The organism is Myxococcus sp. AB056 (assembly GCF_006547365.1).
GTDB lineage: Bacteria > Myxococcota > Myxococcia > Myxococcales > Myxococcaceae > Myxococcus > Myxococcus virescens.
Genome location: NZ_VHLB01000049.1, coordinates 59,563 through 67,332, shown reverse-complemented (window position 1 = coordinate 67,332; position 7,770 = coordinate 59,563). Strand labels below are relative to the sequence as shown.

7 protein-coding genes and 1 pseudogene are annotated in these 7,770 nt (G+C 67.8%); 4 read left to right on the top strand and 4 right to left on the bottom strand.

Features of this window, described 5'->3' with window-relative positions; all coding sequences use genetic code 11:
- Window positions 1–80: 80 nt before the first annotated feature.
- From FMP39_RS21470 to FMP39_RS21460, 3 genes are read left to right on the top strand one after another with little or no spacing between them, the layout of a single operon-like run.
- Window positions 81–860 carry a hypothetical protein gene (locus FMP39_RS21470; RefSeq protein WP_228558194.1) on the top strand — a complete coding sequence of 260 codons (780 nt, stop codon included), beginning with the start codon at window positions 81–83 and terminating at the stop codon, window positions 858–860.
- 14 nt (window positions 861–874) lie between these two features.
- Window positions 875–2,644, top strand: a complete 1,770-nt coding sequence (locus FMP39_RS21465) for a hypothetical protein (RefSeq protein WP_228558193.1) — start codon at window positions 875–877, stop codon at window positions 2,642–2,644.
- Complete coding sequence (locus tag FMP39_RS21460; RefSeq protein WP_141592159.1) at window positions 2,641–4,614, top strand: ATP-binding protein; 1,974 nt, start codon at window positions 2,641–2,643, stop codon at window positions 4,612–4,614. Before FMP39_RS21465 ends, FMP39_RS21460 begins: the two co-directional genes overlap by 4 nt.
- A 27-nt stretch (window positions 4,615–4,641) precedes the next feature.
- Here FMP39_RS21460 and FMP39_RS21455 read toward each other — a convergent pair whose 3' ends face one another.
- From FMP39_RS21455 to FMP39_RS38700, 3 genes and pseudogenes are all read right to left on the bottom strand, one after another.
- Window positions 4,642–5,352, bottom strand: coding sequence for a RibD family protein (locus tag FMP39_RS21455; RefSeq protein ID WP_141592158.1), 711 nt, complete (start codon window positions 5,350–5,352; stop codon window positions 4,642–4,644).
- Window positions 5,353–5,642: 290 nt separating this feature from the next.
- Complete coding sequence (locus tag FMP39_RS38075) at window positions 5,643–6,017, bottom strand: sulfatase-like hydrolase/transferase (protein WP_228558192.1); 375 nt, start codon at window positions 6,015–6,017, stop codon at window positions 5,643–5,645.
- Between the two features lie 71 nt (window positions 6,018–6,088).
- A pseudogene (locus tag FMP39_RS38700) lies at window positions 6,089–6,283 on the bottom strand (sulfatase-like hydrolase/transferase); the annotation flags it as partial.
- Here FMP39_RS38700 and FMP39_RS38070 point away from each other — a divergent pair.
- Entirely contained in the window at window positions 6,206–6,379 is a 174-nt protein-coding gene (locus FMP39_RS38070) for a hypothetical protein (RefSeq protein WP_228558191.1), read from the top strand. The pseudogene FMP39_RS38700 and the gene FMP39_RS38070 sit on opposite strands and share 78 nt — an antisense overlap.
- Window positions 6,380–6,438: 59 nt before the next feature.
- On the opposite strand, the gene FMP39_RS21440 is transcribed toward FMP39_RS38070, so the two are convergent.
- Complete coding sequence (locus FMP39_RS21440) at window positions 6,439–7,638, bottom strand: extracellular solute-binding protein (RefSeq protein ID WP_141592156.1); 1,200 nt, start codon at window positions 7,636–7,638, stop codon at window positions 6,439–6,441.
- Window positions 7,639–7,770: the final 132 nt, after the last annotated feature.

Sequence of the window (7,770 nt, the reverse complement as noted above, 5' to 3'; positions counted from 1 at the left end):
CGTAAGATCGTCGGCAGCGTCAGATGGGTATAAGAGACAGCCCCCAAATCACCCGCGCGCCCAGCCGCTCGGGTGAAGGCGTGAACCGTGTCTTCACCGCGCAGAGCCAGGTTGTCTCCCAGGCCAGGGTCGTCACCGCGACGCTGGAGCTGGCCAGCCTCGTCCACCGCGGCTGGGCAGAGCTGGTGAAGCTGGCGTTGCCCATCACCTCGTTCGGCGACCTGATGGACACCGCGCACGGGCGGCCGGACGTCGCTCGAGCCGCGGCCCGTGAGCTGGAAAACACCGCCAAGGTGGCCACGTACCTCTACTTCCTCTTCGGCGACGTGCCTCCACGCGTCCGGATGGAATGGGCGTCGATGCTCAGCGAGTATGACGCGCCGTGGGACCTGAGGGACCTGGCCCGGCTGCCCCAGTGGAACACGCTGGAGGTCACGAGCCGGCGCCAGCTTCAGGAGCTGGTGGACTGGCTCTTCGCGCAGATGAACCCGTCACGCACCCAGGCCGTGGCGCTGATGAACGACCTGGTGCGCTCGGCGCTGCTGCTCGCGAGCCACGCCCCCGTGGGAGAAATCGTCGCCGGGCACCTGCCGAAGCCTGCCCCCGCCAGGGTGGGAACGGTGCTGGACCTGCAAGTGGACCCATCGCGCATCCGCGTAGGCACCCATGTGCTGCTCGCATCCGGCGTTCACACGGTCCAGGCCGTGGTGGAGGACCTGGGCACCGGCACGGCACGGGCGCGCGTCTTCTCCACGAGCGCGGCCAGCGTGAACCTCGCCGAGAAGACGGTGGCGAAGTTCTCCGAGCCCGAGCAGCGAGGCGGCCTGCTCCCGACGCCGCGGCGGACACTGCTCCGGTGACCGCGGAACGGCGAGTGCGCCAGGTGAAGCTCGCGGCGGCCAGCGCCGCGCTCGTCCGGAGAGGGGCGGTCCTCCTGGAGGATGCACTGCGCACCGCATCCCTTCCGGATGCTCCCGGGGGGCGGGTGCTGGTCATCCGCCAGCTATCGCTCGGAACGATTCACGCGGACCGCAGCCCGGCCGCGCTCTCGCTCGTCGTGGAGCAACGCGTGCGCGAGGTGGCGCGGCTCGCGGTGCATGCGAGGTCGCAATCCGCCGCCACCGCGCAGGCGGTCTACTTCCGGGATGAACTGGAACCCTTCGTGCTGCTGGCCACCCGGCTTGCCCAAGGGCTGCCCCTGGACGCCTGGTTCTGGCGGTTGGCCGTTCCTGGACTGCACCCGGGGATGTCCCGAGACGACGCGCTCCGCCTCGCGCTCGCCAGCGCGTTGCGAACAGAGCTGGGCCATGCCGCCGCGGTGACGCTCGTCTCCGAGCTGCACGCGCTCGGCGCACTGGCCCCCCTGTTGGGCGCGCTGCGATGGCAGGATGGACCCGCGCTCGCCCGAGCCTGGTGGGGACACCTGCCGTCCCGCCCGGCGCCGCGGCTGCCCCTGGACGACGTGGGCCCGGCGGAGCAGGTCTCCGGACCGCTCCAGCGTACCCTCGCGCGCTGGGCACGAACCTGGGGGGCCGGCGACGCCCGTGCCTTGTGGCTGGCCGCCGTGGCGCTCTGCACGCACATGCCATCCCGGGTAGCCGCGCCCAATCTCCCAGCGCGGGCATGGCGGGTGCTGGGGGCGCTCCAGGCTTCTCCTACGGCGCACCTGCCCACGTCACGGGAATCGCCCGAAGAAGCCCCTCCGGAGCCGGACACGCCCACTGCCCCCGCTGACACGGGCGTGGTTCCGGGCATCGCAGCGTCGTCGCATCCATCGGTGCAGGCTCGTTCCGGCGCCCCTACTTCCGACAACGTGACGAAGCCCCTGGATGCCACACCCGCGTCCCCGGCGGGGGTGAGTGCGGCTCCGCAGACGAGGGTACGCCACGTGCGCGCGGACACGGACGAGGCACCTGGAGACACTGGAGCCACGCCTCAGGATGCTCGCCAGCGCGACGTGACGGAGGAAGCGCTCCCCACAGTCGCAGGGGGACTCCTCTTCCTCGTGCCCATGCTGAACGCACTGGGCCTCGGGGAGTTCCTTGCGGACCACCCGGCCCTTGCCGAATTTGGAATCCCGGAGCGCCTCCTCTGTCACGTCGCCGAGCGCCTGGGTGTTCCTTCGACGGACCCGTTGTTCCGCGTGCTCCAGGAGGCCGCAGCAGGGCCGTTGCCCGAGCCCAGCCCCTTCGTCCTCCCCGTGCGCTTCCAGACAGGCGTCGGCGCGCGAGCACCGTTCCGTCTCGTCCGCGAACCCACGGGACGATGCGTTGCCTTCGACGCACGAACCCGGGTACCGCTCGCCTCGACGTCTCACGGGGAAGCGCTGCCCCCACCCTTCGACCGATGCCTCACGACGCCCCTGGCACATCGACTCCCCTGGGATGACGCTAACCTCATGCTGCGCGCGGCCCTCCTCGCGGTGGGCCGCGTCACGCGACGGCTGGCACACATGGGGCTGAGAGCGCTCGTCCTCCGTCCCGGCTGCCTCGTCGCGACCCGCACGCATCTGGACATCGTCTTCGCCGCCTCGCAGGCGGACATCCGCATCCGCCGCGCGGGGCTCGACATCAACCCGGGCTGGGTTCCCTGGCTCGCCCGCGTCATCCAGTACCACTACCAATACGACGAGACCGGAGCATGACGACGTCCTCCCTGCCCCTTCGCACCACGGTCCTTGCGGCGTTGGCCCTCACCCAAGAGGACTCAGGGGATGGAGAAGCCATCGAGCTGCGCTTCCTGCGACAGCACCTGGATGCAACAGGGCGGGACTGGGTCGCTCGCGCTCGGGAGCGCCTCACACGGCCGGGCTCCGAGGATGCTGGACTCGTCATGCTCGGCGAAGTGCTCGGGCTCTCCCTGGTGGAGCTCCTGGCAGTGGCCCTGGTCGCCGCCGTCGAGCAGGACCCGATGGTGGGCCGGGCCGTCGCGTACCTTCAAGCGCCCGTGGAGGCCTCCCGGCCAACGCTGGGACTGGTTTCCAGCGCACTGGCGCCGGCCGCTTCCGGAGACCAGGAGGCCCTGCTCCTCCTCACCGCCGGAGCGGCCCTGGGCAGCGGGCTGCTGACGCGCCTCCGGGAGGACCTGCCTCTGTGTGAGCAAACGCTGGCCATGCCGCTGCCGCTCTTCCTGGCGTTGTCCGGGCACGACGTCACCTGGCCTGGGGCAACGCTCGGCTCGGCCCGCCTCATGGACGTACCGCTGCCTCCCTCCATCATGGATGGCGTGCGCCGGCATGCGCGCTTTCTCGCAGGCTCGCCTCGGTCGACGCTCGTGCTGCGCGGCACGTCGGTTTCTGAAACCCGCACCGTGGCGGCGGCGGTCGCCATGACGCTCGGACGCGCCCCCCTCTTCCTCGGAGCGGAGCTACAGCGGGGATTGGGGCCCTTCCTGATTCAGCGAGGGCTGCTTCCCATTCATGTCCACGACCTCGCGCCCGGCGAGCGAAAGGTGCTTCCCAACGTGCCGTACTACGACGGCCCCGTGCTGGCCATCACCGGCCCCGAGGGCACGCTCGACGCGGCGGACCGCGCGGTGTTGCGCTGGTCCGTTCCACGACCTCCCAGCGAGGAGCGGCGGGCCCTGTGGGAATCCTCACTGGGCGCACCGAACCTCGCCGAGGAGCTGGCCCGACGGCACCGTCAGGGAGCGGGGCGGATTGCCCAGCTTGGCCGGCTGGCCCGGCAGAAGGCGGAGCTGGACGGGCGACCGGCGCCCGAGCTGCAAGACGTGCTCGCAGCGGCCTGGGAGGCGGAATCCGAGGGCATGAGCACGCTCGCGGAGCCCTTGATGGACGCCATCCACGACGATGCCATCGTCCTCGTGCCCCAGGTGAAACGAGAGCTGGAGCTTCTCCTGGCGCGGTGCCGCGCTCGGGACGATCTGGTCCACGGCCTGGGCCCCTCCGCGACGGTGCGCTATCGCGCGGGTGTCCGGGCACTCTTCATGGGCGCGTCGGGAACGGGCAAGACACTCGCCGCGGGATGGCTGGCCACGAAACTCGGTCTGCCGCTCTACCGCGTGGATCTGGCATCGGTGACGAGCAAGTACATCGGAGAGACGGAGAAGAACCTCTCGCAGCTCTTCGCACGGGCCGAGCATGCCGACCTGGTGCTGCTCTTCGATGAGGCGGACTCGCTCTTCGCCAAGCGCACCGACGTGAAGGACTCGAACGACCGGTTCGCCAACGCACAGACGAACTACCTGCTCCAACGAATCGAGGCCTTCGACGGCGTGGCCATCCTGACCAGCAACAGCAAGAGCCGGTTCGATTCAGCCTTTACGCGCCGACTCGATGCCATCATCGACTGCACCCTGCCCGGCCCCGCCGAGCGGCGCGCGCTCTGGACCACGCATCTGGGCATGGCACACGAACTTCCCGCCAAGGAATTGAACCGACTGGCGGCGACGGCGGACCTGGCCGGAGGGCAGATTCGCAACGTGGTGCTGACGGCCGCGCTCATCGCGCGTGAGGCGGGCCGCTCCATCCAACCGCCGGACATCATCGAGGCGCTCGTGCATGAGTACCGGAAGCAGGGCCGCGAGCCCCCCTCCGAGCTCCGCACCACGCCCCTGGGCTCCGCTAGCGGCGCCCGTGACTCATGGCGCCGCTAACGTGGCAGCCCAACCGGCCCCTTCTGCTCATCCCCTTTTCGATTCTGATTTGCGCACCTTGTACTTCAGCCAGAGCATGTCGCCCTTCCGCGGCTCGCAGGAGACCAGCTTGAGATGGCGGACCGGGCCCCGTCCCTCGCCGGCATCGAACAGGGAAGGCGTTCCGATGGAGCCATCCGCGATGGGCGCCACCAAGACGCTCAGCTCGTCGATGAGGTCCTCTGCCAGGAAGGAGCCGTTGATCTTCCCACCGCCCTCCAGGAGCAACCGCTTGATACCGAAGTCCTTTCGGAGCTTTTCGAGCACCTTCTTCAGGTTCAGCTCCGTCTTGCCGCCAAACAGGTAGGAGACGCCCTTCGATTGGAGGAAGGCCAGGTAGTCGTCAGAGACCTGCTCCGAGAGAATGGTGATGACGTGCTCGTCATCGATGGCGCCCGACTTCCAGGTGAGCTTGCCCGAGGGGTCCAGCGCGATGGCGTAGGACTCCGCGTCGCGCCTCGCGATGAAGTCCGTCCTTGGAATCGGCTGGCCTGACTTGCGTACCGGGACCTTCGCCTTCCCCGCGTAGGGCTCCATCGAAATCCGGCCAATCATCCAGGCGTCGGCGTCGAACGTCTCCGCCGTCCGCTCGTACTCGGACAGGGCGCGCGACGGGAGCTTCCATCTCGTCGTGACGATGCGCCCATCGATGGAGGGCACCATGTGGCAAATCACGTACGGGCGCTTCGCTCTGCGCATCTGCTGCCTCCTCGGACGCTGGGCGCGGTCGTCAGGGTGACGTCTTCCCGACGAGCCCCTGTGACCGCGCGTTGACGGGCTCGACGGTAAGCCGGCCCGTATTAGACGCAAGGTGGCTACCCGGCAGGGCACGCCCAGTTCCTCGATCGCGCACCAATCGTGCGAGAGCCCCCAAGTGCGATTCGCAACCTCAGTCCCGCAGCGGGCCCTTTGTCGGTGCGTTCCGATTCTGGTTCTGGGGCAGCAGCCGCTTCTTCTCCCGCTGCTCCTTCAGGACCTTGTCGAGCGCGTCACGAATGTCTTGCGGCAAGGGCTGCGCCGCCACCGCGCTGCATCGGTCTTGGATTGGAGATGACGCACGGCACGTGCAGCGTCTCCTGATAGGCGTTGTACCACTTCTGCATCATGCCGCCGTGAGCCCCGAGCATCTCACCATGGTCGGACGTGAGGACGACGATGGTGTTCTCGAAGAAGGAGGTCTTCTTGAGATGTTCGTAGACCCGCTGGATGTGTTTACTCACCTCCGCCATGAGGAAGTAATAGAACTGCCGGTACGACGCGGTATCGCGCTGCGGCAGGTACATGCGCGGATACGTGTAGACGTAGTCCTTCTGACAGCGCGGCTTGCTTTCAAGCGACTCGCCTGCCGTCGGCGAAGGGGCCACGTCCGGCAGCTTCCCCGCTTGCTGAAGTACTCCCCCAACGTGGGAACGGTGTTGGGCGCCAGCCAGTACATGTCTGGGTCGAACGAGGACTTCCCGATGCCGGGAGTCTGGCTCACGCCGTGAAGCGACGGATATTGCCCCGTGTAGAGCGTGGTGCGGCTGGGCGCGCAGGCCGTGGAGGCCGTGTGGTGCCGGAGGAACTCGATGCCATGCTTGCGGAGCTCCTGTCCAACCTGGTCATTCTCGACGCGAAACCGACGGGCCTCTTCGTTCTCGTACGGAGGCGGAAATCGTTCCTCGTCCGTGGTGATGATGAGGAAGTTGGGGCGCTTGCCAGCAACCGTCATGTCACGACCTCCTGATGGGAAACGCAAACTGTAATGCAGAAGGCCGTGACGCATGACGACACCCGCACGTCTTTCTACTGCAGCGCGTCCATCAGCGCCGACTGGAGCGTCTTCCGATTCTGCGGGAAGCCCTGATTGGGATAGGGCCGGGCTCCGCGCAGGAATTGCACATACTTCTGATACATCGGGTCAGAACGCGCGGGCTCCTGCTGATAGAAAGCCTGGGTGGCCTGCAGCAGATAGCGCGGCGTCGTGCCCTGCGGCGCGTCCCCGCTGAAGGCGATGAGGCTGCGCACGTCCGGGTCCTTCATGAAGTCGGTGAAGGCGCGGGCGTCCTCGGCACACGTCCCCGTGCACTGCGCGCTGACCACCAGCGCATCCACGAACACCGCGGGCGCGGAGCCCGTGCCCAGCGGAACGGAGATGACTTCTGGCAGCGCCATGCCCGGGTTGGCCTTCCGAACGAAGAACAGGCGCTCCGTGTAGCCCATGAAGCCGTTGGCCTGCCCCAAGGCGAACGCCTCTTCCGCCAGGGAAGTATCCGCGTAGGTTCCATCGAGGCACGGGTTGACGCCTGCCTCCAGCTCACAGCTCTTCACCACGTCCTCGAACGAATCCAGCGCCGACGTGTCCAGCGGCAGCGACAGTGCCTGGGACAACATGCCCGTGGGATTCGTGTCGGCCCACGCGTCCAAATAGGACGAGGGCAGCGTCCAGCTTCCGCTGTAATTGGCCGCCAACGGGCGCATCCCCGGTGCCACATCCGTGAGGATCTGGACCAGGGAGTCGCCATCCGTGGCCGACGACAGGTGGGGGCTGTTCGAGTAGACGACGTAGCTGCACAGGTAGGTCGGCACCCCGTAGCTCTGGCCAGCGATGGAGACGGCTTCTTCCGCCGCCGGATGCGCGGCCCTCGCCTCCAGGGCGACGGGCTGCACCCAGCCCTTCGACACGAGCTCACCCATGATGAGCGTGTCGATCTCCACCACCTGCGCGGCCCCTGCTCCAGGACCAAGAAGCTGGTTCAGGGTGCCTCCGTCATCCAGGTCATAGAGGTCCAGCTTCGCGTCGAACACGATGTCCACGTCGATGTCCGAGTGCTCCCGCTCGAAATCCGCCTCCAGCCGCTGCTTGAGGCTGGCGAAGCCATCCCCCGCCGAGTCAGGGATGTAGGGGAAGAGGACAACCTTCAACGGTCGTGGGGCCTCGGGTTCGGGGTCCGAGCAGGCGCCCAGGGACAGGGCGAGAACGCAGGGCAAAGCTCTCCATTGCATGGCGTGGCTCCGGCGAAATGAGGGGGGACCGCCCCGCACGAATGCGGGAGCGGCATTGCGCCTCAGTCTACCGTTTCCGCCCGACAAGGCTTGGGCAGCACGCCTGCGTCTGTCTTTGGATCCGGTGGGCAT